Origin of the sequence: Akkermansia sp. RCC_12PD (assembly GCF_036417355.1) — a bacterium.
GTDB lineage: Bacteria > Verrucomicrobiota > Verrucomicrobiia > Verrucomicrobiales > Akkermansiaceae > Akkermansia.
In genome coordinates this window covers 2155500-2181983 of sequence record NZ_CP143889.1, presented here as the reverse complement: position 1 = coordinate 2181983, position 26484 = coordinate 2155500, and the positions used below count along the sequence as shown (strand labels likewise).

Here is a 26484-nt window from a genome sequence, read left to right as displayed (position 1 = left end):
CATTCCACGCCGCGACCTGGCTCATCCGTGGAAGCCTTCGCAACGCAGATTTCCGCCGCCTGGAGGGCTTCCTTGTTCTGCATGGCTTTTATAACGTCTTCCCTGGGCATTTCCCCACAAAACGCCGAAAGACTTGCCGGAAGCATCCGCAAACACTACGGACCGGAAATCCCGCCATGCCATACTGTTCGGCAACTTTCTTTCTGGCAGCGTCCATACCGGTCAGCCATCCTTCCACGGCAAAACAGGGTGCAATCGGCAACAACTATCGGCAGAAGGCATCTGGCCATGGCTAGGATTTCACATTAAGACGGTGCCTGCCGGATGCCACCCTTTATCCCAATCATTTTTAAAAATATCCAAAATTCAACATTCTCCCTTTTGTAAAACGAAAGACGGCTTGCGGGAGAATCCGCTCTTCCGGCAACACGGGGGGAGTGACACTATTGCACCAATTCCGGGATTGCCTTTCAGCCTCTTTTCCCTTATGTACTGGACCTGTCATGAATACAGTTTTAATCATCGGAGCAGGCGGCGTAGGCCATGTAGTAGCCAATAAATGCGCTCAACTGCCGGAAATTTTTCAGAACATTCACCTGGCTTCCCGCACAAAAAGCAAATGTGACGCCATTGCGGACGACGTGCGCGCCAGAACGGGCATCAGCATCACCACCCATGCCGTAGATGCGGACGACGTACCCTCCACTGTAGCCCTCATCCGGGAGGTAAAGCCGCAATTGCTGATCAATGTGGCCCTTCCCTACCAGGACCTCACCCTGATGGACGCCTGCCTGGAAACCGGCGTCAACTATCTGGACACCGCCAACTATGAACCCCGGGACGTAGCCAAATTCGAATACTCCTGGCAGTGGGCGTACCAAGACAAATTCCGCAAAGCCGGGCTCTTCGCCCTGCTCGGCTCCGGATTTGATCCGGGTGTGACCAACGTCTTCACGGCCTGGGCGCTCAAGCACCATTTTGATGAAATCCACACGCTGGACATCATCGACGTCAACGGCGGCGACCACGGCAAGGCCTTCGCCACCAATTTCAACCCGGAAATCAACATCCGCGAGGTGACGGCCCCCTGCCGCCACTGGGAAAACGGAGCCTTCCGGGAAACGCCCGCCATGAGCATGCACCAGAGCTTCAACTGCCCGCAGGAAGTGGGCACCTATGAAATCTACCGCATGTACCATGAAGAAATGGAAAGCCTGGTCAAGCACATCCCTACCATCCGCCGGGCTCAATTCTGGATGTCCTTTTCCCCGAACTACCTCAAGCACCTGGAAGTGCTGCAGAATGTGGGCCTGACCCGCATTGACCCGGTCACGTACAACGGCGTGGAAATCATTCCGCTGCAATTCTTGAAAGCCGTGTTGCCGAACCCCGGAGACCTTGGCAAAACGACCAAGGGAAAAACCTGCATCGGCAATGTCATCACCGGCGTCAAGGACGGCAAATTCAAGGCCGTGTACATCTACAACATTTGCGACCACGAAAAATGCTTTGAGGAAGTAGGCTCCCAGGCCATCTCCTACACCACGGGAGTTCCCGCCATGATCGGCGCGGAAATGATCCTCACGGGCAAATGGTCCGGAGCCGGAGTCTTCAACATGGAGCAGAACGACCCGGATCCGTTCATGGAGGAGCTCAACAAGCGCGGCCTGCCCTGGCACTGCATCGAACTCACGGAAGAACAGGCGAAAAACCTGCAAGTCCAGTAACTCCCTCCGTCTCCCGGTTTCTTCCCCTTTTCAGGACCGTTCCGCCTCACGGCAGGGACGGTCCTTTTTATTCCCTTTCCCATGACGTACTGTTTTCGTGACCGAGTCTTTGCAGTGCCGCCGGGGGCTTCATTCCGAGCCGGGAAAAAGACCGGGCTTTCTGTCCTCTCCCGGAACCCGCCGCGCCTGCCCCGGCTCTTGGGGACCGTGGCCCCGGTATGCCGACTGGCGCAGGGGAGAAACCGCGACGTCCATTGTTTTTTTCAGCCCGTCCATAGCCGGGGCGTTCCACAGGATGATATCCGGATGCGGCTCCCTTCCCTCTTCCCCTGCCGGATGGGGAAGAAAACGGGATTTGCCGCCTCCTTTTCCAAAAGGAACGGGAATGAAACCCGCAGGGCGCATCCGGGATTTTTTTCTGGCATGAAGGAAGATCCCTGACAATAATGGGGAAGCCATGAGATTCATTGCCCTGTTCTTCATCTTTCTGCTTCAAATTGCGTGGGCGGAAGAACCTTGGAAAATCGCCATCATCGGAGATACGCACGACGCGCCCCCTCGCATGGAAGGAAGCGAAGGCGTGGCCGTCAATTTCATCAAGACCCTCTACGGAGAGATCCTGAAGCACCAGGTGGACATGGTCATCCAGGTGGGCGACATGGCGGACATTCAGGGAAGCGCACCCGTCAAGGGACTTGCCAAACGCAAGGAACTCAACAAAATGTTGGAGGAAAAAGGCATTCCCTTCTACGCCCTGCGCGGCAACCACGAAGCCATTCCCGGGCGCGCCGTTCAATTCCGCGAACTCTTCCTGCCCACCCGCAAACAGGAGGCCAAGGGACTGGCGACCAGAAAGCTCAACTACGGCATCCGCCACAAGAATGCCTCCCTGTACTTCATGGACATCGACCTGACTCCGGCCCAGCTTGTGGACTTCAGCGCGTGGATCAAGAGAAACAGGAACAAGGCGAACTCCGTCCCCCGCCATTGCCTGGTGTTCACTCACCGGACCCTGCAAACGCCCATGCAATTCCGGGAATGCCTGTGGGGCCGCTACAACGACAGCGCCGCCGAACAACAGAACATCTTTTACCGCAACCTCCGGGAAGCCGGCGTGCGCTTTGTCGTCACGGGACACCTGCACGCCCACGACCTCTACACGATTACCTCCCCGGACAGGAAGCACAGGCTGACCTCCCTCATCTGCGCCCCCGCCGGGAACAAGGTGCTGCCTCTGCCGCTGCTGCTGCCCACAAAATCCCGGGTCAAGACCCTCCAGTACCGTTCCGGCATCACGGCCTACTACATCCTGACCATCCATCCGGACTCCATGACGCTGGACACCTACGCCGCCCCCAACAACGGCACCACGGACAAGGGTCCGCAAAGCGACGAATTCAAGAAACTCCCTTCCTACCGGATCCCGATGGATTAAAGGAAAGAACATTCCTTCCCTGTTCACCGGAAAGGAAACTGGACGCGCTTGAGCTTTCCGGATAAACTCCCTTCCACCTTGGAATGCCAGGGCAGAAAGAAGGAACATGCCCGCCTCCCTTCTGCCGGACAGCGCCAACCTCAAGCTCACAGAAAATTCCCGGGACACCGGCGATTGCTACAAGTTATTGAGGACTGCATATTGACATCATGGAAACAATAAACGGCGGGTTGGAAATATCCCTCTGATAAACAGGTTGGCGCAAAACATCCTCTGCCCACCTGAACATCAGCCGGATACCTCCCCTGCCGTCGCACCTCACACGAGGTGCGTGGATTGAAACAAAACGATTTTTGAAACAGTCTAAAAATAAGTTTGTCGCACCTCACACGAGGTGCGTGGATTGAAACTCTTTTGTGGGATATTACAAGGAGAAAGATTGACGTCGCACCTCACACGAGGTGCGTGGATTGAAACTTCATAACTCACTCAATAGCAAGTATGACACAAGGTCGCACCTCACACGAGGTGCGTGGATTGAAACCAGAGAAGTTTAAGAATCTCGGAGAGATAGGCGGTCGCACCTCACACGAGGTGCGTGGATTGAAACGCCTACTACAACCAGCTTAATGGCGAATACATGTGTCGCACCTCACACGAGGTGCGTGGATTGAAACCTGATGGTACGGCCAATCCATCTTTGGTAGGCGAGTCGCACCTCACACGAGGTGCGTGGATTGAAACTTGATATTGTACCGGTATCCCGGCATCATGGACAGTCGCACCTCACACGAGGTGCGTGGATTGAAACTGTGCTGGGGTCGATGATCCATTTTTGGCTGTCGGGTCGCACCTCACACGAGGTGCGTGGATTGAAACGTCCAATGCGACCAGATTTTCGACCACGTCCACTAGTCGCACCTCACACGAGGTGCGTGGATTGAAACCACCAGTAATCAAAAATCTTGATGTCCCATGACTGTCGCACCTCACACGAGGTGCGTGGATTGAAACCGGGCTGACGCATGACCGGAGCAACAAGGCTTTTGTCGCACCTCACATGAGGTGCGACTAAACCGTTTGGGCAAGCGTTGGAATATCCATCAGAGCGGACAGCAGAAAGAAGAAAACCGCATTTCCCTGACGTGATTATGTTCGCGATGATTTCTGCACAAAGATTCCGTCCAAGTATTCCGCCTTGCTATCCAGTCCATTCAACCGTTTGTTTCCTCATGGCCGAATTCCGGCTGAAGGTTTTGTTCTTCCACGGCCTACCTGTTTCCCGCCAAAAAGCAATCACCGTTTCCATAAAGTCTTTTTTCCTGCCGGATGTAAATCCGCTTTTCCTTGCCTCTCCACCAGCCTCTCAATTTGACTTTTTCCGCATCCGCGCTTCCCCCAACGGGATATTTTCCATTCAGCTTCCGTATTTCATTTTTTCTTTTCCTCCCAGTTTCAGGCCGTTTCCATCCGGGCGGCCCGCACATTTCCACGCTCCACAACCCGTACCTTGTCGCAGGGAAAAAACAACCGGAAGAAAGGAAGACAGGCAGGAAGTTATTCCCCTTTTATTTTGTCCTGATACTCCGGATTCCATAGTAGGAGGCCGCGCCACGGTTAACATAGTCCTCCGGCGATTCGGACAAATCCACCCAGAAGATGAAGGAACACCAGGGCGACGGACGGGAGAAAGGCGGAACGGAAAGGTCCCGGATTCCGGCTTTTTTTTGTTTCAGAATCATGTTGACGCGTTCCCGGTGCTGGCGGTACATCAGCAGGTGGTCGTACAGCGTGGAGGCAACGCATGCGCTGGAGAAGACCAGAAAGAAGACAATGAATATCCGCGGACGGGGAACAGCGCCGGGAAGGCCGTACCAGACATGGATCAGTGCCATGACGCCCGTACCGAACAACACGGTTGCAGAGAACATGGCATGGTCCGCCGGAATCACGGCGGCACAGAAGGAGAGCGCCATGGCATATGCCGTCACTATACAGGCCGCTGCCGTTCCCATTTCCGTTCTCCACGGAAGAAACGCCTTCCGGTCCCTGCCGGAATGTTTCCACAGTATCCAGGCCGCAGCCAGGCCCAGCAAGAGGGGAAGCGCCAGGTATTCATGCATTCTGGCAAGCAGGACGGGAACGGATTCCAGCCTGTCCGGAATGCCGGAGAGAGGCACGGCGCAGCCGGGCGCGGCGGAGTTCATCCGGGCCGAGACTCCGGGGGCGAACAGCATGCAGCACGAACCCGCCACGTGCGCCGCAAGGCCTCCATAAAACCACAGCGGCAGTTTTTTCCTCCGGACCACGCGGACGAAGAGGAACAAGATTCCCAGCAGGAGCCACGTCCCGGGGATGTTGTTTTCATTAGTCATGCCCGCCAGGAATCCCAGAACCAGCACGGCCGCCCACCTGCGCCAGCCGGACGGCGCTTGGTTTTCCGTTTCCGCCAGACCGCGGTACAGGCACAGGAATCCCAGCCACAGGGCGGCGGCCCAGGAATAGTTGGTTGCCCCGGAGAGCCAGTAAATGGTGACGCCGGGACGGGCCGTACAGGTGAACAGCAGGAGCAGGCCCAGTCCGAACAGCCGCACGCCCGGCCAGGAGCGGGGGTTCACCCTCCGCCCGGCAGCCAGGTAGAACATCATCAGCGCCAGACCGACCTGCACCAGGGGATTGAGCAGGATAAAGAGCCATTTGCCGGCCGTCGCCACCGCAAATGCCAGATATTCCCCTATCCTGGGATTCCAGGTCATGTAGGAATCCACACAGCGTTCCCAGACCAGAGTGAAGGAAAAACGGTGTTCCATGCCCGTGAGGGCATGGTGGTACGTATCGGACGTGAACGGACTCCACCAACTGAGCAGAGCCACATACAGGAGGGAGGCGAGAATTATCGCCCAAAACCACAACCTGGACGCGCGGGGAGAAGGCATCAGTTCTGGTCCGGTTTCCTTTTTCTCAGCGCCGGGGGAAGGTCCAGGTCTTCCCCGTCCAGAATGAGGGGGCGCACGCGGGCGAACAAGCCGTGCCCGGCGCGTTCTTCCTCGCCCTCCGCGGGGGAAGCGCCTTCCTCCAGCCCCTTGATGTCGGGAGCGGGTTCCGGTTCTTCCTCCGGTTTTTCATCCGTCCCGCCTTTTTCCTCCACCAGGGGGCTTTCCGGCGGCGGGACGGCACCCGGCGCCGGGAGGACCGACCTTACCGGCACCAGTTCCTCTTCCAGTTCGTGCTCATTGCTCTTGACGGAGGGAACGGGCCGCTCCGGTTCGGGTTCCGGCATCGCCGCGGGGAAAGAAGGCTGAATGGTTTTCCCGGCCCCCGCAAAAAGACTTTCCTCCGGCACCAATTCCGGTTCCACAGGTGCCGCCGTTTCCGGCTTCAGGGGCGGAACGGGGCGGGACGCCGTTTTTTCCGCCGGCACGACACCCAGTACGGTCAATGCCAGACGGTCATCCATGCCGTCCGCCACGCTCGCGCCGATATGGAGGCGCACGGAACCGCCCAGCATTTCCGCCATGCCGTTCACCAGCATTTCCAGACGCTGGAGGGTCAGGGAAGCTCCGCCGCGGACCAGCACCAGAACATCGTCCACCGCACTCAGGCGCTTTTCCAGAAAGAGGGGGGAATTTTTCACCTGCGCCAGTATTTCCTCCACAGGGGCGTTCACGGAAGATTCCGCCACGCCGAAGGAACAGATGCCTTTCCCCGCTCCGGCCACGCACAGCAGGTCGTCCAGACCAACCTGGAGCAGGCTCCCGGAGGAGTCGAGAAGGGAGGGTACGATCAGCACGGCGCGCGCCATGAGGGCGTTGACGACGGAGAAGGCTTCCAGCACTCCCTTGTCGGAATCAATCAGGCTTTCCATGGCGTCGTTGTCAAAGCGCAGCACCATGTCCGAGTACAGGGCCAGCCGGGCCAGCGCTTCATCCGCAAGGGAGGAACGGCGTTCCCCCTCAAAACCGAAAGGACGGATAACGACGCTGACGACATAGGCGCCCTGTTCCTTGGCAAGCCGTGCGACTTCCGGAGCCACGCCGGACCCCGTACCGCCGCCAAGCCCGGCGGCGATGACGGCCAGGTCGCAGCCTTCCAGGGCCCGCAGGATGGCGGATTCACTTTCCCGCGCCGCCTGGGCGCCCACGGAGGCGTCCCCGCCCGATCCCAGCCCCCGGGTGATTCTGGCGCCCAGATGAATCTTGCAGGGGACGGAGGAGGCGTTCAGCAGGCGTGCGTCCAGATTCATGGCGCATACGGAGGAGGTCTGCGGCGCCAGGGCCAGCACTTCCTCCATGACCTTGGTGCCTGCGGAACCTGCACCGAAGAGGCAGGTTTTTCCGGACCGCGCGGCCGGTTCCCGTGTAGAAAAGTCCAGCATGGTGATAGGGATGTGGGGGTGTCAGGAGCGTTCCTTGGAGAAGAGGCCGAAGAGGCGGCCCAGCCAGCTCCGCTGCGGCGGCAGCTCCGCGTCCAGAATCTGGGCGTAGCGGATCAGGCCGATGGCCGTGCAATACCGCGGGTCGTCCAGGTAGGAGGGGGCTCCGTTTTTGGACAGCGTTGGGCGGCTGATCGCCACGCCGAATACGTGGGAGGCGAGTTCGCCCACGCCGCGCATCAGGCTGGCGCCTCCGCACAGATAGACTCCGTGGCAGCGGTTGCCCTTGAAGGTGTCCTTGGGCAGGGAGGATTTGACCAGATTGAAGATTTCCAGCAGGCGGGAACGTATGATTTCATTGAGCACGTTGCGTTCAACCGCGGCGTCCTTCATGCCGCCTTCCCCGCGCACGCGCACCATTTCATTGGTTTTTCCGGAGAAGCTGTTGGCGTCACCCTCCGTCTTTTTCAGCAGTTCCGCCTGCGGAAGGGGAATGCCGGTCATCAGGGTGATGTCGTTGGAGATATGGTCCCCGCCCAGCGGCACGCAGCCGGAGGCCACGAGCTGGCCGTCCAGATACAGCACATAGTCCGTGGTGCCCGCCCCCATGTCTATCAGGAGCGCACCCGCCTGCTTCACCTGCCTGTTGAGCACGAACTGGGCCGTAGCGATGGGCGCAAAGACCACGTCCGCAATGTCCAGAGGCACTTCTCTGACGCAGCGGAAGGAGTTGGTGATGCGGGATTTGATGCCGTGAATGATGTGGCAGTCAATGTCCAGCGTCCTGCCGGTCAGTCCGGCGGGATTGGTCAGGTTTTCCTGCCCGTCCACGGAGAAGAGGCCCGGCACGCGGTGCAGGACGAATTGTTCCGGTCCCAGGGCTACGTCGCGGGCGATTTCCGTCACCTCGTCCATGTGCTCCTGGGAAATGATGCTTTCATCCGGAGGCAGGCGGAAGGTGCCGCGGTTGTTCTGTCCCACGATGTGGGCCCCCGTCACGGAGAGGTAAACGGTCATGATGTCCACATCCGCATGGTCCTGGGCCATGTTCCAGGCGTCGTAAACGCACTGGATGACCTTGGAGGTGTCTTCTATTTCTCCGCGCACCACCCCCTCGCTAGGAACTTCACCCACGCCGATGATCGTCACGGTCGCGTCCGGCTTCACTTCGCCCACGACCATGCAGGTTTTGCTCGTACCTATTTCAAGCCCTACGTGAATTTTTGTCTTAGCCATGAAAGTCAAGGAACTATCAACGTCCTCACACCTGATAGCACATCAGGCTTCATTGATCAAGAAAGCCCGTGCGAACATACACAAAAAACACGGCCTGAAACCGCAGAGGACGGGTTAAAGTCCCGTAGGATGGCGCACCAGGAAGTTCCTGGTGTTCCGGCCGTCCACCCTCCAGCGCGGGCCTTCGCCGCGCCTGCCGCTGCCGGAAGTGTCAAACCGGAGGCCGCAGATGACCAGAAAAACGTGCCCGTTCTTGGCATAAACGGAGATCCAGTCCCCGGACCCTTTCTGCCCGTAATTAAGGAACAGCTTGGAATGGCGGGTGGAAGTCAGGAGGCCGGCTTCTTTCAAGACAAAAGAGGTGCTGCCGGAACAGTCGTAATGAGTATCATAGTGCTTCCTGTGGCCGCCCCCCATCCGGTAGGGTTTATTGACTAGAGAGTTGGCTGCTGCGATGGCCCGTTTCACCTGGACGGGGGCATTCCTGGGGGGAATAGCTTTTCCGTTGTGGAGAACGGCCGTCTTCCCGGGAACGAAGCTGTAGGCGGGAAGGCGCGCAGGAGCTTCAACTTGTTGTTGGGAAGAGGAGCAGGAGGAGAGTATAAGCCCGGCAAACAGAGCGGAAACCAGGCAGAGGGGTTTTTGAACCGCAAATGTCATAAGGACTATAAACTGCTCAAATCCGCCTCCTTTGGCAAGAAAATAAATTCGCCCCGTCCACATTGCGTAGTAGCCGGGGCGAATTTGTTAACAATATTTAGCTGTCGGAACGGGTGCGGGCATCCTTTTCCACGGCCGCCCACAGGGAGTCCAGAGAGGCCTGGACCTTGGGCAGCGCCTCCTTCACGGGCTCACCCGGCTTCCCGTGGCCGAAGAGGTAGTATTTGATCTTGGGTTCCGTGCCGGAAGGGCGTACCGCAAAGCTGCGGCCGTCCGCCAGGTCCACAAAGATCATCTTTTCCGCAGGGATGGGATCGCCTTCCACGTCCACCATGTCCCCCTTGGAAAAGTCACGGATGCCGCTGACGGCAACGCCGTCCAGTTCCGCGGGAGGATTGGCGGAGTAGGATGCGGAGAGGGCCGCAATTTTGGCGGCACCGTCCGCACCTTCCATGACCAGGGATTTGCCCATTTCCAGATAGACGCCGAATTTTTCAAAGAGCTCATGCAGGAGTTCCAGCAGGCTCTTTCCGGCGCTTTCCGCATAAGCGGCCAGTTCCGCAAAGATGATGGCGGCGGAGTTGGCATCCTTGTCGCGCACAAAGTCCTGGGCCAGGTAACCGTAGCTTTCCTCCCCGCCGAAAACGAAGTAGCGGCTGTATTGCAGACGCAGGGCCCGCGTCTGCTCCTCGCTCATCCTGCGGTAGTCCCTGCGTTTTTCCGCCGGGATGGCTTCCTCGTATTTCCCAAGCTTCTGGGCAATGTATTTGAACCCCGTGAGTACGTTGACCACTTCATACCCGAAGTGGTGGCCGATGGCGTCCTGCAGCCCGGTGGTGACGAATGTTTTCACCATGACGGCGCGGGAACGATTGGAGTCATTGATGATGCCGAGTTCCGACATGCTCATGCAGCGGTACCACGCCAGCAGGGAGCCGATCTGGTTGCCCGTCAGAAGGTGCATTTTTCCGTCTTCCCCACGCACGGCCACGCCCATGCGGTCCGCATCCGGGTCCGTAGCGATGACGATGTCCGCTCCGGAAGCGTCCGCCTGTTCAATGGCCATGGCCAGTGCCGGCGGATTTTCCGGGTTCGGGGAAGCCACGGTCGGGAAACGTCCGTCCTGTACGTCCTGCGCCGCCACGGTCTGCACATTGCAGCCCAATTCCTTCAGCAGCGGAACGATGATGTGGCCGCCCGTGCCGTGCAGGTTGGAGTAAACGATTTTGGCGCCTCCTTTGGCGAAGAGTTCCGGGCGCAGAAGCACGGATTTCAGCCTGTCCATGTAAATGCGGTCAAAGGAGGAGTCCAGCACGTGGAGTTCTCCCCTCCGGTTTTCCGGCAGGGGTTCGTATTCTTCCGAGGTCAGGGCGTTCACTTCCGTAATCACCGCCTTGTCATGCGGGGGGACAAGCTGGGCGCCGTCGCTGAAATAGGCCTTGAAGCCGTTGTCGTGGGAGGGGTTGTGACTGGCGGTCAGCACGACGCCGGAGTCCGCATTCAGTTCACGGATGGCAAAGGAGATTTCCGGCGTGGCGCGGGGGCTGTCGAACAGATAAACGTCACAGCCCAGGTCCGTGCCGATTCCGGCGCAGAATTCGGCAAAGTCACGGGAGAAATGGCGCGTATCGTGCCCGATGACCAGCCGGGGCTTTCTTCCCGGCTCCGTAGCCTCCACGTGTTTTTTCACATAGATGATCAGGCCGCGCATCGCACGCCCCACGTTGAAGTAGTTCATGCAGGCCGTTCCCACACAGGGATATTCCGGACGGCCGTTCACGCCGCCCTTCCCCTCTTCCGCAGTCGTGACCACATTACCGATGGTGCGGCCGCGGAGCCCCCCCGTGCCGAAAGCCAGGGTTTTGTAAAAACGGTCATTCAGTTCCTGCCATTGTCCGGCGGCGGCCAACTCCTCCACGGCCTGGCGCGCCACGGGAGACCTCGTTCCCGCCAGAAGAAGGCGGATGTTGGTCAGGGAAGATTCCAAAAGCCTACCCTCTTTCACGGCGTTCGTCAGAGATTCGTCCAATGTATTCATGCTGGCGGAATACTACATCATGCATCCTGTTTGACAATAGCTCTTTCCTCCATGCCTTGAGAAAAAACAGCCATATTTCCTCCGGCCAGCCGCCGGGAGGGAAGCCCGGCCCTTTCTTCCCGCAAAACCGGCCCTTCCGCCGCAGTCCCTTTACAGGGACTGGCGGTCGTACAGTTCCCGGTACAGGGGGCAGGAGGCATATAATTGCTCATGGGTGCCGTCCCCGACGATGCGGCCATCCTCAAACACCAGAATGCGCGTCGCCACCCGGATGGAGCTGAAGCGGTGGGCTACGATCAGCGCCGTTCTGCCTTCCACCAGCCGGTCCAGTTCATGCTGGATCTGGGCCTCGCTTTCCGCGTCAAGGGAGGCGGTGGCTTCGTCAAGAATCAGGATCGGGGCGTCTTTCAAAAACGCGCGGGCAATCGCCACGCGCTGGCGCTGGCCTCCGGACAGGCCGCTTCCGCCGTCGCCAAGCACGGTCTGGTAGCCCTCCGGCATGCCCATGATGAACTCGTCCGCGGAAGCGGAACGGGCGGCGGCGATGACTTCCTCATCCGTGGCGTCCTGGCGCCCCAGCCGGATATTCTCCATGATGGTGCCGTGGAACAGCACGGGATGCTGGGAGACGAAGGCGATGTTTTTGCGCACGTCGTGCAGGGTTGCGGCCCTCACGTCCACGCCGTCCACAAGCACGGCGCCGGAACTGACGTCGTAAAACCTGGGCAGAAGGCTGGCGAAGGTGGTTTTCCCCGCTCCGCTGGGCCCCACGAGCCCCACCACCTCACCGGGGCGGATGTGGATATCAATGCCGTTCAGCACATGGCGGGCTCCGTCGTAGGAGAAGGAAACATGATCGTAGTCCAGCCTGCCCGCCGCACGCCCCAGCGGAACGGGGTCGGACGGCTCCGGCATGGTGTCGGGCTCTTTCAGAATGTAGTTGATGCGCTCCAGGGAGGCATACGCGCTTTTCAGGTTGGTGAGGGTGACGCCCAGGCGCTTGAGCGGGTCATAGCACATGAACAGAGCCGCGGCCAGGGCCGTAAATTCGGCTTTGGTCATGCCCATTTCATTTCCCTTCACCAGCAGGATGCCCAGGCCCAGAGCCGTTACGATTTCCAGGACCGGCACCAGGAAATGCCTGTATTTTACCGTCCTGAGGTTAATTTGAAAGAACCGCTGGATCAGCCCCAGGAATAATCCCACCTGCTGTTCCTGCATGCCGTAGGAGCGGATTTCACGCTGCGCCGCCAGGTTTTCCTGCGCGGCGGCGGTGATGTTCCCCAGTTCCTCCTGCGCCAGCTTGGCTTTCTTCATGATGCGGCGGCCGAAAAAGCGGATGGGCCACACCGCCAGGGCAATCAGCCCGAGATTCAGCAGCACGATGGCCGTATGCGGATTGACGAAGACCTGGTAAACGAGAAATCCCAGCGCGGCCAGCAGCGTAAGGGGCTGCTTGATGATGTCATTGGCCGCCACAACCAGGCCGCTCTGCACGCCGGCGGCGTCATTCAGCAGGCGGCTGATAAGGTCTCCGCGCTTCTGGCGGTCGATGAACGACAGGGGAAGGGTTTGCAGCCTGGAAAAGGCGTCCAGCCGGATTTCCTCCAGCACCTTCATGCTGACGATGCTGATCCAGTACACGTTGAAAAAGGTGCCTATTCCCCTGATGGCAAATATCAGCGGAAGCAGGGAACACACCGCGACAAGCACGGCGACGTGCATGTGTTCCGGAGCTACCGTCCGGGCAATGATGTCATGTATTTCCGGCGGAATTTGCGTATTGTCGAATACCACGGGGAATACCTTGGCAATCATCACGGGGAAGCCGAAGCCGCTGGCGGCGGCGGCAAGGGCTCCGGCGGCCAGTGCGGCGATGAACAGCTTCACCACCGGCTTCAAATACCGCGCGTACTCGAAAAACTGCCTTAACATGACGAGCCTCCTTCCTCTTCCGCAATCATTTGCTGCTTGGTGTAAAGATCCCGGTACAGGGGGGATTTTTCCATGAGTTCCTCATGCGTGCCGTCCGCGGCAATGCGCCCCCCTTCCAGAACCAGAATGCGGTCCGCCATGCGGATGGTGCTGAATCGGTGAGCAATGATGAAGGTGGTCCTTCCTGAAGCCAGCTTCTCGATTTCCTTCTGGATCAGTTCCTCGCTCTTCATGTCCAGGGATGCCGTGGCTTCATCCAGCACCAGAATGGGAGCGTCTTTCAGAAATGCCCTGGCCAGGGACACGCGCTGACGCTGGCCGCCGGAGAGCCCTTCCCCCATCTCGCCGATCAGGCGGCCGTAGCCTTCCCCAGTCTCATTCACAAAACTGTCCACGGCGGACATCCTCCCTGCCTGTTCCACTTCTTTGTCCGAAGCCTCCGGGCGGCCTATGCGGATGTTGTCCGCCACGGACCCGCGGAACAGGACGGGATACTGGGACACCAGCGCAATGTGGGACAGCAAGTCCCTTTTGCTCATTTCCCGCACGTCCACTCCGTCCACCTTCACGCTACCGGAGAGCACGTCGTAAAAACGGCACAGCAAGTTGATGAAAGTCGTTTTTCCCGCCCCGCTGGGACCGACAAGGGCAACCACCTGCCCCGCCGGAATGCGGACGTCAATATTCCGCATGACAGGGGCATCTTCCTGATAACTGAAACAGACATTGTTGAATTCGACTTCCCCCTTCCATTCTTCCGGACTTTTCGGGGTTTTCGGTTCGGGAACGTCGTCCGCGGCATGCAGCACTTCATTAATGCGCTCCAGCCCGGCTTTGAGGGTCTCCGCCTTGTTGTGGACCGCTCCCAGCCTTTTGACCGGCTCATAGCAAAGGTACATGGCCGTAGCCAGGGAGGCGAAGTCCCCCATGCTCATCCCGTTCATGTTGGCGACAAAGAGGGTGGCGGCCATGGCAACGGCGCTGACGAATTCAATCAGGGGCGTCAGCAGGCTCTGCCATCGGACCACGCTGATGGAAGCCTGGATGTAACGGCGTATCCTGTTTTTAAAGAGGTTGGTCTGCTGCTGCTCCAGTTCAAAGGCGCGGATGTCCCGCTGGGAAGAAAAATTTTCCTGGAGCGTGGAGGAAAGATCCCCCTGACTGGCCTGCACCGTGCGTGCGCGGACAAGCATCTTTTTGCCGATATAGCGGATGGGGATCACACAGGCCCCCACCAGGAGCATGTTGGCCAGCAGAATCAGGAACTGCTGGCTGACGGACGCCTTGTAAACCAGAAATCCCAGAGCACCCAACAGGGTGAGGGGCTGGATGATCAGATCATTGGCAATCTGAACCAGGGCGCCCTGGAGAAACTGGGTATCCTGCATCAGACGGCTCAGCAGGTCCCCCCGCTGGCAGCGGTCGTGGAAGGAAAGGGAAAGGTCCTGAAATTTCCTGTACACCTTGAGCCGGATGGTTTCCAGCACGCCCAGCCCTATTTTGGACAGCAAATAGACATTGACGAAAGAAGACAGGCCGCGGACCACCACGACAAGGGGCAGCAGGGCCGCCGCCGCCCAGACGGTCAGCCAGGGCAGTTCCTCAGGCCGCACGAACAGCAGCATGAGGCGTTCCGCATAGACGGGGAGCGGTTCTCCGTCAAAGATCACGGAGAATACCGACTGCAGGATCGCCGGAATGCCGAAGCCGCTGGAAAGGGCGGCGATAACGCCCCCGAGCACAGCTCCCGCCAGGGTTAACTTGTAAGGGCGAAGGTATTCGCGCCATAAATGCACGATGTTCTGCGCAGCGGGTTCCTGCCCCTGTGTTGACTGTTCCCTCATAAATAGTTGCGACTGATGCCCCCGCCAACGGACGGCAGGCAATCGGGACGGATCATACCATGAAGCGCGGACATGACAAGCTCCTTGCTGTAAAAACTCCACAGGAATATTCCCTTTATGGGGAATTCACGGTATCCCGGCTTGTCCGGAACCGCGGAATGGGCTAGCCTGCCGGACCATGTTGCGAACAGGACTGATCCAGCCGGAAACCATTCCCGGCCAATTTCCCAGAAATCTCCGGGCCATCGTGGAACTGTACCGGACCTGCCTGGACCGGGGAGCGGAAATCGTCATTTGCCCGCCTCTGGCCCTGGGGGGCATGAACACGGGGGAACTGGCCCTGCGCAGCGGCTTTCGGGCGCAACACCAGGCCGCCTTTGAATATCTGGCCCGTGAAATAGCGGAAGTTCCCCTTCTGCTTGGCGCTCCGGATGCCGGAGGAATCCGCCTTTATCTGCTCCGCTCAGGCCGTCTCCTTCCCCAGAAAGCCGTCATCCCGGGTGAACGCCAGGAGAAAAACTCAGCTCCGGCCGCAGGCCTGTTCCGGGGAAAGGAATCCGGGGAATTTACTGTCCGTCCCGTGGGGGAACAGAATGAACGCCCATCTTTCAAGCCGTGCCTGCTTCTGCGCATGCCTGCGGCTCCCTGGCATGAGGGACAACTGGAACAGGACGAAGAGGAAAGCCGCCGTCTGGCGCTGGAAACAGCCCTCCCGGTAGCAACCGTCCGCCTGGCGGGAGGGGAAGGTCCGTTTATGCTACCCGGAGCTTCCTCCCTGTGGTCCGGCACGGGGGAGCTGGCCGCCAGGCTGCAGCTCTTTGAACGGGACGCGGCAGTTATCCCGGCAGAAACGCCAGCGGACAGAACCGCCCCACTCCCTGCCCCGGACCGGCAAACCCGGCATGCGCTCCGCAAGGGGATAGCGGATTTCATCCTGAAGGCCGGCTGCGGCTCCGCATGCCTGAACCTGCTGGAGAACGCTTCTTCAAGCCTGCTGGTCCATGTGTTGAAAAAATCACTCCCCGATCTCCCTGTCACGGGATTCATTCCCCGTTTGTCCGGCACGCCGGAAAAGGACATTGCCCGTGCGGAACATCTGGCCGCCGGACTGGGAATCCGTACCATCAGCCTGCCGCCCATGAGTGAAGTGCAGCCCGGTTCCGCAGAAGAAGGCTGTCTTTCCGCATGCCGCATGCGCGCATTGGCGGATGAAGAGGGGGCGCTTCTGCTCTCATCCCTGAACGGAACGGACATCACGACGGACCTCCGCGCCATCCGGGCGGCCTGCACGGCGGATTTCATGCCGCTGAAAGACCTGTATGAATCCGAACTGGCTGCCCTGTTCCCTGAATTCGCCATCGCATCACCGGAGGCGGTCCTCCGCGACGGCCTGCTCATGCGCCTGCACAGGGAGCATGTGTCCGCCACGCACCTGGCGGCTCTCATGCTGGACCGGGAACTGGAAATACGCAGGTTGCAGAGGCTGGCCCGTACTACGGAATGGGACCGGAGAAAACTGCCGCCCGGGCTCTTCCTGCGCTCCATTCCCGGCACTCCGGAAGTACCTGCAATCCATCAGATGGCGGACTAGGACACGCCTATTCCCTTTTAACCTTGTGGCGTACATTGCGCTTGCTCTTCGCACGGAATAAGTGATTAGTAGGATCCATGCAGTTCTATGTAGCCACCATGATTGGCCGCACCGCCATTGGCCTGATTGATCGTCTGGGATCAATCGGACTGCTGCTGTACCAAGTGTGCGCCTGCATGTGGACCGGAAAGTTCCGGATGCGCGTCCTTGTGGAACAAATTGCAAAAATAGGCGTGCAGTCCCAGCCCGTCGTTATCATTACCGGAGCCTTCACGGGTGCCGTGCTGGAGGCGCAGACCCTGTTCCAGCTTCAGACGGTGAGGATGGAAACCATGGGGGGAGCCGTCGTCGCGGTGGGCATGTTCCGGGAGCTGGGGCCCGTCATCACCGGGCTGATGCTTGCGGGACGCGTGGGATCGGCCATGGCCGCGGAAATTGGTACCATGAAAGTAACGGAACAGGTGGATGCCCTTAAGTCCATGAACGTGGACCCCGTGGATTACCTGGTGAAGCCCCGCATCCAGGCCATGCTCATTTCCATGCCCATCCTGATGATGGAAGCCGTGCTGGTGGGCATCGTCTCCGCCTTCATCGTCAGCATTACGGCTTTCAACGTGGACCAGGCGTACTGGATGCACTTCATGAGCAAATTCGTAGCCATGGGGGACATCATCGTGGCGCTGGTCAAGGCGCTGGTCTTCGGACTCATCATTTCCCTCATTTCCTGCCGGGAGGGCCTGAATACCAGAAACGGGGCCGTGGGAGTGGGCAAGTCCACCATGCAGGCCATGGTGTATGCCTCCGTGGCGCTCCTCATTGCCAACTTCATCCTGACCATGATTCTCAACTCCATCTTCCCCATGGGATTCATGAGGTAACCTTTATTCCAAAGCCATGCAGCCGTTCATCCGCGTAAGCCAGCTCAAACAAAGCTTCGGCGCCCAGGAGGTGCTGAAAGGCGTGAGCTTTGATGTGGACAAGGGGGAGCTTCTGGCGCTGATCGGCGGTTCCGGCGCCGGGAAAAGCGTCATTTTAAAGCATTTGGACGGCCTGATGAACCCTCTGGACGGCTATGTGGACATAGACGGAAGGCGCATCAGCAATGTTCCGGAAAAAATAAAAAGGGAAATCCGGAGCAAGATTGGATTCATGTTTCAGCAGGGGGCCCTGTTCGACTCCCTCAGCGTGGGGGAAAACGTAGCTTTTCCCCTGCAGGAAGCAGGGCTGAAAAATGAAGAAGAGCTGGATTCCCGGATTTCTGCGGCGCTTGAATCCGTCGGACTCTCAGGACAGGAAGAAAAAATGCCCGCGAACCTTTCCGGAGGCATGATCAAGCGCGTGGCCGTAGCCAGGGCCATCGTCATGACGCCGGAATGCCTCCTGTACGACGAACCTACGGCTGGCCTGGACCCCATCGTCACGGACAGCATCAGCTTCCTGATCCGCCAGATCTGCAAGGACAAGGGCATTACCACCGTCATCGTCTCCCATGACATGCCCAGCGTGATCCGCATTGCGGACAAAATCGTCTATCTCCGGGAGGGAACGGTTTACTGGACCGGCACGCCGGAGGAACTGCTGCATTCCGAAGATCCGGTCCTGAAAAAGTTCCTGTACGGGGATTCCGGGGAAGACTGGGCCTCCCTGGCGGGAATGCATGAAAATTTTCAACGGGTTCTGCTGGAACGTGCGGAACGGGAAAGAAACCAATAGAAAAACCGCCATCACAACATGAAGCAAAAACTTAAACCGGAAACATGGGTAGGCATTTTCCTGATTGCCGGAATACTCATGATCCTGGGGGTCATTCTGGGCTTTGGAGGGTTGAAAACCACCAAGGAACAAACTTACCCCATCAACATCATTTTCAAGGATTCGGCGGGCCTCATCAAAGACTCCCAGATACGGCTGGGCGGCGTTTCCGTGGGAAAAGTCACCAAGGCCCCGGAACTTCTGCCTTCCGGCAATGAAGTGATGCTGGAAGCCAGCATCCAGCGCGGCGTAAAAATCCAGGTGGGTTCCGTCTTCCGCATAGACATGCAGAATATTCTGGGAGACAAGTATATTGAAATCGTTCCCCCTTCCCCACCCACGGACCAATACATCCAGCCTCATGAAACCATCATGGGACAGGCGGAGAGCGACATCAGCAAGCTCAAGAACAATGCCGTGGTGGCCAGCGAGGAAATCCTGGCCATCCTGAAACGGATAGAAAAGAATTCCGGCAATATTGACGAAGCCCTTCTCAACATCAGCGAGGCGGCCAAGGGCCTGTCGCAGACCACCAAGATCATCAATGAAAACCTTTTGGACCAGGAGAACCTCCAATACGTCAAGGGCGTACTGATGAACATGGACAAGACGGGGAAAGAACTCCCCGGCCTGATGGAAGAAACCAGAACGTCCATAGTCTCCATGAAGGAAACCATCCGGGATGCCCGCAAGATCATTGACGGAGTGGAAGACAAGCTGGAGAGACTGGATCCGGCCATCAAGGAAATTCCCTCCACGCTCACCGCCTTGCGCAAGGCTTCCGACCACATTGCCTCCGTTACGGCGGATGCACGCAAGAACCAGGGCTTCCTGGGCCTGCTGCTTTATGACGCCCGCTTCCGCGCCAACGCCCAGGAATTCATCCGCAACCTGAGGGATTACGGCATTCTCCGCTACCGGAACCCGAACGAGCCCCAGATCAAGCCCGACCCGCGCGGCGGTTTTTCCGGCAGCCGACGCTGACGGCGGCCCACAATTCCGCATGAAGCCATTTTACACACTTGCCATTAGTGGGAAGAATGCTAAAAATCCCTAATGTGAGAGGCGAACACATGTAAGCCGACATGTTTTCAACAGGAATTCAACCTTAACACTCTAATCAATCATGCAAGACAATCAAACCGAACTTGAACCGACCGTAACAGCAACGGATGCCAGCTGCTCCTGCCCCTCCGCCCGCGACATGGCCGTTACCAGATTTCACCAGGCCCGGGCTTTCGCTGCGGCCAAAGTAAACCAAATACGCAAGGCAGCCACGGAACAGGCGGGCACCATCCGCGATTACGCCCAGGAAAAGGGAGTGGTCATCCGCGACAAGGCCAAGCATCTTCATGAAGCCAGTGAAGAATACGTGAAGGAAAAGCCCACCCAGTCCATGCTCATCGCCATGGGCGTGGGTCTCCTGATCGGACTCCTCATCCGCCGCCGTTAATCTGTCCCGCGCCATGCGTCCCGCGCGCATGGCGCTTCCCCTTCCGTCCAATTCGTGCCATGGGTCTGATCGACAAATTGAAACGCACCTTCGTCACCCCGGTCATGGAGGAAAAAGAGGAAGGGATGGCTATGGCGCGTTCTCTCCGGGAAGCCGGTGCGGCCGCACTCTCCCATTTGGAAGCCTTGTACGGCCTGCTCAAGCTGGAGCTGGAAGAAGCGTCCAAACGGCTGGGCCAAAAAATGGCCCTGCTCCTGCTGGCCGCCTTCATGGCCCTCTTCGGCTACCTCTTCGTATGGTGCCTGCTGACCATGATCATGGCCTATTATTGGAACATCATCGCAGGGCTTGCCGTGACAGCCGGGTTCCACATTCTGGTTGCCGCCATTGCTCTGGCCATGTTCAGCCGCATTCGCGTCACTCCCATCGCCCCCGCTACGGCGGAAGAACTTAAAACGGATTTATCATGTCTGCAAATGGCTCTCAAAAAAAGCTCGAACTCCTGATGCAGGTAGCCACTTCCCGGCTGGACATCGTCAATGAGACCGACGCTTTCACCCAGAAGGTGCAGCATCAGGCGGACCATCTCCGGCAGCTGAAAAAAAGAGCCATGTCCATTCCTGTGATCGGCTCCATCGTCGGCACAGTGGGAGGCATTCTACTCATCAAAATGCTCACGGGAAAAAAGAGCCATCCGGCCCCGGCGCGTCCGCGCCTGTCCGGCCTGCCCGGAGGACTGGTCAATTCCTCCATGTTCAGGTTCATTATTGAAATCCTGATTACCCTGGCCTTCCCCTCCCTGAAAAAGCTGGGATTTGACTTGGCCAACAAAAAAATCCTCAGCCTGTTCAAATTCCGGAGCCATTGACGGCTCCCAGCCCGGCAAAGGAAAAACGCTATTTTTACGGCGGTTCCGAAAGTGGAGGACTTTTTATTTTTTGCTGGTCAAAAAAGGCCCCTTTCCGCTAGTATGTAGCTTTATCAGTTTGCTGCATTCAAAACATGAGCGAATACATTTTGCCCCACGTCGACGGATATCTTAAGCTTGGACAGGACTTTGACTGTTCCGATATCCACCTTGCCGTCAACAGCCGCCCCACATGGCGCCGGTTCGGCCAGCTTCTGCCCATTTGGGAAGAAGCCCCCAACCTCACCCCCAAGGACACGGAAATCCTGGCCCGGGGATTTCTGGAGGAGCCTGAATGGAACCGCCTTCAGCAGCGCGGCGACGTGGACTTTGCCTATGCCAACGACTTCGGCCGCTACCGCGCCTCCGTTGTCAAGCAGCGCCTGGGCTACGACATCTGCTTCCGTATCATCAACACGAAAGTCCGCACCATGGAGGAAATCGGGCTGCCGACGGACTATGTGGTGCCTCTGACCCGCTACACCAACGGCCTCATTTTGGTGACGGGCTCCGTGGGTTCCGGTAAATCAACGACGCTGGCCTCCATCGTGGACTTCATCAACCAGGATCGCCACGACCACATCATCACGCTTGAAGACCCCATCGAATACATCATTCCCTCTAAAAACTGCCACGTCAACCAGCGTGAAGTGCACAAGCACACGGAATCCTTCGCACGGGCTCTGCGCGGCGCGCTCCGTGAAGACCCGGACGTCATCATGGTGGGGGAAATGCGCGACCTGGAAACCATTTCCCTGGCTCTCACCGCCGCGGAAACGGGCCACCTGGTGCTCGGCACGCTGCACACGGGATCCGCAGCCCGCACGGTGGACCGCGTGCTGGACGTCTTCCCGGTGGAACAGCGCGACCAGATCCGCATCATGGTCAGTGAATCCCTGCGCGGCATCATTTCCCAGCAGCTTGTTCCCCGGGCGGACGGCAACGGCCGCGCCCTCGCCATTGAAATGCTCGTCAACACGCCCGCCATTGCCAACTGCATCCGCGAAGGCAAGACCTTCATGATTCCCGGCTGCATCCAGACAGGAAAGGCCCAAGGCATGATTCTGATGGACGACTCACTCAGGGCCCTTTACCAAGCGGGGCTCATCACCGCAGACGACTGTCTCTTCCGCTCCGAAGACAAAACCATCATGAAAGCCTTCCTGGGCATCAAGTAACCTTTAACTTTGACACATTCCTGTTATGGCTGTTATCGACCAATACTTCAAATATCTCGTAGAATCCGGAGGCTCCGACCTTCACCTCAGCGAAGGCCAGCCCCCAAAAATCCGTGTCAACGGCACCATTTCCGCCATCTCTGATGAAAATCTGGAAGGCCAGGCATTCAAGACCCTGCTCTCGGAAATCTGCGACCCGCAGGCATTCCAGAAATATCTGGAAGAAGGCGATCTGGACTTTGCCTATGAAATGGACGAAACTTCCCGCTTCCGCTGCAACTACTTTAAGCAGCAGCATGGACTGGGCGCCGTCTTCCGTCTCATTCCCACAAAAATCGCTACGCTGGAAGAGCTGGGCGTTCCAACGGTGGTCAAGGAATTCGCCCACATGAGGTCCGGCCTGGTGCTGGTTACCGGCCCCACCGGTTCCGGTAAATCCACCACGCTGGCCGCCATCATCGACTACATCAACAGCAACCAGGCACGGCATATCATCACGGTGGAAGAACCTATCGAATTTGTCCACCCCAATAAAAAATCCATCGTCACCCAGAGGGAGGTTCCCCTGCAGACGCCTTCCTTCGCGGACGGCTTGCGGGCTTCCCTCCGCGAAGACTCCGACATCGTGCTTGTGGGGGAAATGCGCGACCTGGAAACCATCTCCCTGGCTCTCACCGCCGCGGAAACCGGCCTTCTGGTCTTCGGTACCCTGCACACGAACAACGCCAGTAAAACCATTGACCGTATTATTGACGTCTTCCCCTCCGATCAGCAGTCACAGGTGCGCACCATGCTTGCGGGTTCCCTCCGCGGCGTCGTGGCCCAGCTCCTGATGAAGCGCAGCGACAAGCCGGGACGCGTGGCCGTCAATGAAATCCTCTTTGCCACTCCCGCCGTGGGCGCCATCATCCGCGAAGGCGCTACGCAAAAGATTCCGGATGTCATCGTGGGCGGCAAATCCATGGGGATGCAATTCATGGACGACGCCATCTGGCAAAAGCTCCAGCAGGGCATCGTTTCCCCGGAAGAAGCTTACATGAAGAGCATTGAAAAGAAGAGGTTCCGCAACTTCCTGCCCCCCGAGTCGGCCCGTCTGGCGGATTCCGGTGGTGGAAACTAAGCCTCCGTCGTACCTTGCCCCTTATGTCCCCCACCGGAAAATTCACGTTCAAGCTCGTGATCTATGGAGCGTTCCTGCTCTATCTGGTGGGGGACTTGTTCATTTGGCACGGCTTCCTGGCGGGCAGGATGGATGCCTACCTGAAACCCATGCCGGGGCCGCCCGGAGACAATTCCGAACGCATCGCGGAAGTTTACGGAGAACCGCTTACCGCCAACCAGCTGAACAGGAGAATTGCGGAGCTGGGCATTCTGCGCCAGCCCGCCGTGCTGGACATGGGAGACGGCATGACGCTCACCCATGAACTGGATGTGCAGAAGGAGCTGGTCCCCCGTGCTAGATATGACCTCATCAGCTCCTCTCTCCTGCGCCTGAAAACCCGGGTCAACGATTTGCAGCTCCCCAACCGCAATGCGGAAGCCGCCCAGGCGGAAAAGCAAATCCAGTCCCGTTTTGACGGCGACAGGGAGAAATATTTGGAAATGCTCCACGGCCAGAAACTCAACGAAGAGCAGCTCCGGCAGAAAATTGCCGCCCGCCTCAAGCAGACGGAACAGCTTTACCGCGCAACCATCAAGGTTGCGGATCCTACCGACGAAGAACTGAAAATCTACTACAATCTGGTCAAGGACAGGCTTAAAACGCCGGATTTGCGGCAGGCCAGACACATTTTCCTCTCCACCCTGCACAAGGATGACAATCAGGTCAAGCAGGCGGCGGAAGCCCTGTTGGCGCGCCTGCGGGCCGGAGAATCCTTCGAACGGCTTGCCAAAAGTACCAGCGAAGATGAACGGACGGCTTCCGCCGGAGGCTCCCTGGGCTGGATCAACCCGGCCCGTACTGCGGAAACCTTGGATCTGGACATTGCCTCCCTGCCTGACAACACGCCTGTGCTCGTCAAAAGCAAATGGGGATGGCACATCATGGAAGCCTCCCCCTTGAAGAAAGGACGCGTCCCATCCTATGAGGAGGTGCTGCCTGCTTTGAGAAATGCAGCCCAAAGCCTCAGAAGGGCGCAAGCCACAGGATTATACATGGACGGTCTTATTGAAGAAGCCCATCTTAAAAACCGCATCAAAAACAAACAAAAACATTAAACCACACCGGAGTTCCGGAAGAACCGGGCGATCCCCCACGGCATCTTTCTTATTTTTCATTTGGAAGGAGGCGTTATTCTTCTGCCGCATTCATTGCCGGAATGATCTGTCATCACGAGGAATCTCTCCTTGGCAAAATCCGGAGAAAGATGATCTTGCTAAAAAGCATTCTCCTTCCCGCGATACAAATTTGCTGCTACACGGAACAGGAAAGAAAATCAGGACCGCCTGAAATAAAATAAATTCTAACCTATTGAGCACGGAACTTCATCCGCATATTATCAATAGGGGCGAAGAAACAACAATTCATCAGGGATTCCTCTGATTTCCGCGGGTTTTCAACACACCGCAGTAAAGGGGCCGCTATATGCTTAAGGGCATTATAAAAAAATTGCCTTCCTGTATTCAATTGTGCTTGATCTCCACAAGGATGTCGAGTAGCTTGCCTCCGGTAATTCCTAGAGGGGTATTAGCTCAGTTGGTAGAGCGTCTCGTTCGCAATGAGAAGGTCAGGGGTTCGAATCCCCTATACTCCACCATCCATCTTTTTCTGCTGCCGGTTTGTCCCGTACAGAATTTCAGACCGCGTTATGAATGGCGACTTATTCAAGATTACACTGATTTCAGTCATTGCCATTCTTCTCGCCATTGTCGGGGGCCTTGTATCCGCAGACGGCGATCCAGTTTCCATTGCCCTTGCCATAGCCCCGTTCGCCTTGGCAGGACTATACATGATGAAGGAAAAGGTATGGTATCTCTGGATACTCATTCCTCCTCTCTTTATTCCTTTTTCAATTAATTCCTATGCTCCCCTATTCGCCTATTCTGTCGTGCTGCCCTTTTATTTATGGAATGTCATGCTCAGACGCTCCAGCTTGACCTGGAATTCTATTCCTCTGCTGGATACCTTAATTTTCCTTCTTTTCATCCATGTTGCCTATGTTTTTCTGACTCATCCCTTTGGATTGGGAATAAACATTCTGGAAGATTACTATGGAGGTAAGGGCTATATCATGTTTCTGCAGGCGCTGCTGGCATATGTATGTCTGTCTTCATTGAAAACAAGCAGCCAGGAGCTAGGAAAAGTACTCCAATGGTCTATTGCCCTGATCCTTTTCTTTACACTGGTCCAAACGGCAAGGGCATTACTCTCTCCCGAGTCAGCAGAAGGCATGGCGGGGAATGTGGGAACAGAAATGAATGAAGATGGACGAAATTCATCTTTTCTGGCCATTTCCACACTGGTACTTCAAGTGCTTATCTTAAAATACTCTGTATGGCAGATGATTAAACGCCCCTGGTGGGGATTGTTGGCAGCCTCGGCATGCGCAGGCATTTTAATTAGTGGGTTCCGTTCCACCCTTGCCGTTATCCTGTTGCTCTTTTTTATCGTCTGCTTACTTTACAAGCGATGGTTTGTCAGCATTGTAGTCCCCCTTCTCGGGCTAGGTATGCTTATGCTTCTCTCTTCCTCAAAAACCTTGCTTGAACTTCCTTTTGGGATACAACGCATCTTATCTGTCCTCCCATTTCTCGAAGTCAATTCCCAGGCCAGGGAGAATGCACTGGCTTCCACCGAATGGAGAGTTGAAATGTGGAAATGGGCTTTTGACGACAGGGAAAGATTCATTCAGGATAAGGTGTTCGGCGATGGATTCGCGCGCGACATCAATATCCTCAAAGCAAACATTTACGAAGAAGCTTACCATCTCACCAATAACCAGCAGCTCTCCTTTGCCTGGAACGGATTATGGCACAGCGGCCCGGTATCTACTATTCAGACCATTGGATATGTAGGTCTCACATTATATTTCATCATATCCATCATTGGCATGGTCTATGCATGGCAAGTCGGCCGCATTTACCGCTACAGCAAATACAGCCTAGGTATTCTGTTCGTTACAGCCATTTACCTTACCCGTCCTCTGGGTTTCTTTTTCATTTTCGGGGAAAGTACTTCTATTACTGAGGACATCATTTCACTGGGAATCATCAAGGTCTTGTTCTCCTGTGCCAAAAGAGAGGGATTGTACGTTTCCATCCATATGCGCAGGGAATATGTTCCTCTCATGATACAGCAGAAGAAAGAAAAAGCCGCGCTCCCCAGCCCTTCCGGAATTCCCTGCTGAATACTCCATT

Annotated in this window: 21 protein-coding genes, 1 tRNA gene and 1 CRISPR repeat array; of the genes, 14 read left to right on the top strand and 8 right to left on the bottom strand. The window is 57.2% G+C overall.

Annotation, left to right across the window (positions count from 1 at the left end; genetic code table 11):
• The first annotated feature begins 503 nt into the window (after positions 1-503).
• Positions 504-1727 carry a saccharopine dehydrogenase family protein gene (locus tag V3C20_RS09215; protein ID WP_130084562.1) on the top strand — a complete coding sequence of 408 codons (1224 nt, stop codon included), beginning with the start codon at positions 504-506 and terminating at the stop codon, positions 1725-1727.
• Between the two features lie 129 nt (positions 1728-1856).
• Here V3C20_RS09215 and V3C20_RS09210 read toward each other — a convergent pair whose 3' ends face one another.
• On the bottom strand, positions 1857-2186 hold the full coding sequence (locus tag V3C20_RS09210) for a hypothetical protein (protein ID WP_130084563.1): 330 nt from the start codon (positions 2184-2186) through the stop codon (positions 1857-1859).
• On the opposite strand from V3C20_RS09210, the gene V3C20_RS09205 reads away from it, so the two are divergent.
• The gene (locus tag V3C20_RS09205) at positions 2185-3162 is read left to right on the top strand and encodes a metallophosphoesterase (protein WP_130084564.1); all 978 of its coding nucleotides are present in this window, start codon (positions 2185-2187) and stop codon (positions 3160-3162) included. The genes V3C20_RS09210 and V3C20_RS09205 overlap by 2 nt on opposite strands.
• Positions 3163-3472: 310 nt before the next feature.
• A CRISPR array of direct repeats spans positions 3473-4243; the repeat unit is 33 nt; unit sequence GTCGCACCTCACACGAGGTGCGTGGATTGAAAC.
• 487 nt (positions 4244-4730) lie between these two features.
• On the opposite strand, the gene V3C20_RS09200 is transcribed toward V3C20_RS09205, so the two are convergent.
• The 7 genes from V3C20_RS09200 to V3C20_RS09170 form a co-directional block, all read right to left on the bottom strand.
• Positions 4731-6098, bottom strand: coding sequence for a DUF6056 family protein (locus tag V3C20_RS09200; RefSeq protein ID WP_130084565.1), 1368 nt, complete (start codon positions 6096-6098; stop codon positions 4731-4733).
• Positions 6098-7537 carry a hypothetical protein gene (locus tag V3C20_RS09195; protein ID WP_130084566.1) on the bottom strand — a complete coding sequence of 480 codons (1440 nt, stop codon included), beginning with the start codon at positions 7535-7537 and terminating at the stop codon, positions 6098-6100. Before V3C20_RS09195 ends, V3C20_RS09200 begins: the two co-directional genes overlap by 1 nt.
• A 21-nt stretch (positions 7538-7558) precedes the next feature.
• Positions 7559-8770: a cell division protein FtsA gene (gene ftsA / locus V3C20_RS09190; protein ID WP_130084567.1), complete on the bottom strand. Its 1212-nt coding sequence runs from the start codon at positions 8768-8770 to the stop codon at positions 7559-7561.
• Between the two features lie 114 nt (positions 8771-8884).
• Positions 8885-9430 carry a peptidoglycan endopeptidase gene (locus tag V3C20_RS09185; RefSeq protein WP_130084568.1) on the bottom strand — a complete coding sequence of 182 codons (546 nt, stop codon included), beginning with the start codon at positions 9428-9430 and terminating at the stop codon, positions 8885-8887.
• Between the two features lie 97 nt (positions 9431-9527).
• The gene (locus V3C20_RS09180; protein WP_130084569.1) at positions 9528-11468 is read right to left on the bottom strand and encodes a phospho-sugar mutase; all 1941 of its coding nucleotides are present in this window, start codon (positions 11466-11468) and stop codon (positions 9528-9530) included.
• A gap of 150 nt (positions 11469-11618) precedes the next feature.
• Positions 11619-13403 (bottom strand): ABC transporter ATP-binding protein, encoded by a 1785-nt coding sequence (locus tag V3C20_RS09175; protein ID WP_130084570.1) that lies wholly within the window; start codon positions 13401-13403, stop codon positions 11619-11621.
• A complete protein-coding gene (locus V3C20_RS09170) occupies positions 13397-15247 on the bottom strand; it encodes an ABC transporter ATP-binding protein (protein WP_130084571.1) in 1851 nt (616 codons plus the stop codon). The genes V3C20_RS09175 and V3C20_RS09170 overlap by 7 nt, the downstream gene beginning before the upstream one ends.
• Positions 15248-15425: 178 nt before the next feature.
• On the opposite strand from V3C20_RS09170, the gene V3C20_RS09165 reads away from it, so the two are divergent.
• From V3C20_RS09165 to V3C20_RS09110, 12 genes are all read left to right on the top strand, one after another.
• Positions 15426-16838 carry a hypothetical protein gene (locus tag V3C20_RS09165; protein WP_130084572.1) on the top strand — a complete coding sequence of 471 codons (1413 nt, stop codon included), beginning with the start codon at positions 15426-15428 and terminating at the stop codon, positions 16836-16838.
• 77 nt (positions 16839-16915) lie between these two features.
• Positions 16916-17716, top strand: a complete 801-nt coding sequence (locus V3C20_RS09160; protein WP_130084573.1) for an ABC transporter permease — start codon at positions 16916-16918, stop codon at positions 17714-17716.
• A 16-nt stretch (positions 17717-17732) separates the two neighbouring features.
• Positions 17733-18551: an ATP-binding cassette domain-containing protein gene (locus V3C20_RS09155; protein ID WP_130084574.1), complete on the top strand. Its 819-nt coding sequence runs from the start codon at positions 17733-17735 to the stop codon at positions 18549-18551.
• 18 nt (positions 18552-18569) lie between these two features.
• Positions 18570-19574, top strand: coding sequence for an MlaD family protein (locus V3C20_RS09150; RefSeq protein WP_130084575.1), 1005 nt, complete (start codon positions 18570-18572; stop codon positions 19572-19574).
• A 142-nt stretch (positions 19575-19716) separates the two neighbouring features.
• A complete protein-coding gene (locus V3C20_RS09145) occupies positions 19717-20043 on the top strand; it encodes a DUF883 family protein (protein ID WP_067573770.1) in 327 nt (108 codons plus the stop codon).
• Between the two features lie 59 nt (positions 20044-20102).
• On the top strand, positions 20103-20549 hold the full coding sequence (locus V3C20_RS09140; protein WP_130084576.1) for a phage holin family protein: 447 nt from the start codon (positions 20103-20105) through the stop codon (positions 20547-20549).
• Positions 20549-20911: a hypothetical protein gene (locus tag V3C20_RS09135; protein WP_067573774.1), complete on the top strand. Its 363-nt coding sequence runs from the start codon at positions 20549-20551 to the stop codon at positions 20909-20911. Before V3C20_RS09140 ends, V3C20_RS09135 begins: the two co-directional genes overlap by 1 nt.
• A gap of 134 nt (positions 20912-21045) precedes the next feature.
• Positions 21046-22128, top strand: coding sequence for a type IV pilus twitching motility protein PilT (locus tag V3C20_RS09130; protein WP_067573776.1), 1083 nt, complete (start codon positions 21046-21048; stop codon positions 22126-22128).
• A 25-nt stretch (positions 22129-22153) separates the two neighbouring features.
• Positions 22154-23248, top strand: a complete 1095-nt coding sequence (locus V3C20_RS09125) for a type IV pilus twitching motility protein PilT (protein ID WP_130084577.1) — start codon at positions 22154-22156, stop codon at positions 23246-23248.
• Between the two features lie 23 nt (positions 23249-23271).
• A complete protein-coding gene (locus V3C20_RS09120; RefSeq protein ID WP_130084578.1) occupies positions 23272-24345 on the top strand; it encodes a peptidylprolyl isomerase in 1074 nt (357 codons plus the stop codon).
• Between the two features lie 463 nt (positions 24346-24808).
• Positions 24809-24884: transfer RNA gene (locus V3C20_RS09115), tRNA-Ala, on the top strand.
• Between the two features lie 51 nt (positions 24885-24935).
• Entirely contained in the window at positions 24936-26474 is a 1539-nt protein-coding gene (locus V3C20_RS09110) for a hypothetical protein (protein ID WP_130084579.1), read from the top strand.
• Positions 26475-26484 lie beyond the last annotated feature (10 nt).